Source organism: Anaplasma phagocytophilum (assembly GCF_023476575.1).
GTDB classification, from domain to species: Bacteria; Pseudomonadota; Alphaproteobacteria; order Rickettsiales; family Anaplasmataceae; genus Anaplasma; species Anaplasma phagocytophilum_A.
Map to the genome: position 1 here is coordinate 1 of NZ_JAHLEX010000123.1, position 2674 is coordinate 2674.

Below are 2674 nucleotides of genomic sequence, written 5' to 3' on the forward strand. Positions count from 1 at the left end.
GATACACAATCGTTAGCATGCCTTAGCTATAGATGAGCTATCTCCTAAGAAAACTATGTGATCTCTGTCGGGGCTAGTAGATACTAGGCTACAGGGATTTGCACAAGTTCTGCGATTCATGGGATGTATGCGCCAGCGCATTTTTACAGGAAGGTCATTTCTAGACATAACACCTAATGGGCTGCTTTTGCCATCCAGGTAAGACCCCGTATTAAAGCGCTCTGTATATGAGAAGCAGGCGGCAGATAACTTTACGGAGTTAGATTATTAGTGTTGCAAAAAAACAACCTTTTAAGGGTTATAGAGAAGTTGAGAGCGATAACATCATGATGTAGTACGTTGAGCGCTGTGAGCCAGCTATAGCGTTTTTTATCATGAATAAGGTAATATCCTTGCAACAGAGGTATGAGGCTAAGTGTTTTTGATAGAACGAGGGAATCCCTTAAACCGCATGTATGCAGCAATTGTTTATAAAGGTGAACTCATCCAAGCATTTTTATACCTAGAAAGTGTTCTTGAAACCGCAGTACACTTGCATGTCCCGAGTGCCAAGATATAACAAAGAACTCCAAATAATACGTTCCCAACGCAGATACTAATATCTATAGAATGGTACCAAACGCACCACAAAAGAAGAAGTTCTCTACTTAACTAGGCAGGCACACAATCTTTCTAGTATGACTTAGCTATAGATGAGCTATCTCCTAAGAAAACTATGTGATCTCTGTCGGGACTGGTAGATACTAGGCTGACAGGGATTTGCACAAGTTCTTCGATTCTTTGAACATACGCTAGAGCATTTGTAGGAAGATCGTTCTTGGACACAGCGCCTACAGTACTGCTCTGCCATCCAGGTAAGACCTCGAACATTGGCTCTAAAGCGCTCTGTATGTGAGAAGCAGGTGGTAGATAATTATAAAACGATTTACCATGCTTATATCCCACGCATATCTTTATTTCACTCAGGGTGTCCAGAACGTCTAACTTAGTCAAAGCAAGCTCAGTAGCGCCTGATAATAATGCTGCATGGCGAACTAGGGCCGCATCAAACCAGCCGCACCTACGTCTCCGCATGCTCACAGTACCAAATTCTCTGCCTCTCTCGACTATTAAATCGTCTAAATCTCCAGTGAGCTCAGTTATGAACGGGCCATTGCCAACTCTGGTAGTGTATGCCTTGGCAAGTCCAAGCACACGAATACTTCCAGGTGAGCCGACACCACAACCGATTGGAACACAGCCAGCAAGGGTATTACTCGAGGTTACATACGGATACGTTCCGTGATCTATATCAAGCAATGCGCCCTGTGCGCCTTCAAACAGAACGGTCTTGCCTTCAGCGAGTTGTTCGTAAATCATACCCCCGACGTGCTTCATAAACGGCAATACCTTGGGAGCTATGAACAGTATTTCCTCCATAACCTTTTTGCTATGCAATTCATCCTTATTTGTGGCTCTTCTTAGCAGATTATGGTAGGAGAGCAGGAATTCTACTTTCTCACGAAGTGACTTCTCATCTAACAAGTCACAAAGTCTTATTGCACGACGGCCTATTTTGTCCTCATAGCAAGGCCCAATGCCCATACAAGTGGTGCCTATTGCGTGTTGACCACGCAAATTTTCAAGTATAACTTCAGTTTCTCGATGTACGCTGAGCACAAGCGGACATGTCTCAGATAGAGACAAGTTTTCTGGAGTTAACTCAATATTACTTTCCTGTAACTTCTCAATTTCCCTAACAAGAGCATAAGGATCAAGAACTACCCCGTTTCCGATTATGGACTGCTTACCAGGTCGCAGCACGGATGATGGCAGCAAACTCAGCTTATAGACCTTACCTTCTATTACTATAGTATGACCGGCATTGCTTCCACCCTGAAACCTGACTACGGTATCGGCATTTTCGGATAGCCAGTCTACTATTTTGCCTTTTCCTTCATCACCCCACTGTAGCCCAACTACTACTATACTTGGCATCGAACGTCCGTAAAAAACACCAGGTCAAGCTAGCAAAATAAAGAAATAGTGTCAACACTGATCGGAGAGAACCATACCTCTCAGGTATTTTGTCGAGAGTATAAAACCCTCTATGAGTCCGAATTTTGCAAGGGATAATATGGCTTATGATGTTTTTCTTTAAGTTAATCAGGAGCATCGATGTACATCCATGAATTGTATATGTAAAAATATTCACAGAATTCCTCGAAAGCATTTGACTTAGGAACGGCAAGTTTACTTTTCCAATGTTCATAATCACCTGTAAAGAGGCATGGGTGCTTAAAGATCTATTTTGAGACAATCTTATCACCAGTACAAAATAACAAAGCTATTACTTGATTACCGTATTTTATATTGCCCATAGCTGTACGACTTAGGGTACAACTTAGATCTTTGATATAGAAAAAGCAGTATACAAGCTTTCACTGTATTTTCTGACAATTTATAGGGGGATTTGATTTTTACATGGCACTGTGCAGAGTGCGTATAGCAAGCGGTTTGCACAAAATTTCACCATTTTTTCATGACCATGGACTGCATCCCAACCTTTTTTACGGTCCACAAGTCAGACAGTATATTGTTGGTACAACAACCAGTTAGCGTACGTAGATTCTAATAGCAGGTGTGTGCACTGCGAATAACAATGCTGTACACGGTGTGATAAAGTACCCTTTTA

At 42.0% G+C, this 2674-nt stretch carries 1 protein-coding gene; it reads right to left on the reverse strand.

Annotated features, from left to right (window positions below; all coding sequences use genetic code 11):
- Positions 1-672: 672 nt before the first annotated feature.
- Positions 673-1977 carry an adenylosuccinate synthase gene (locus KPX09_RS04930; protein ID WP_249549253.1) on the reverse strand — a complete coding sequence of 435 codons (1305 nt, stop codon included), beginning with the start codon at positions 1975-1977 and terminating at the stop codon, positions 673-675.
- Positions 1978-2674: the final 697 nt, after the last annotated feature.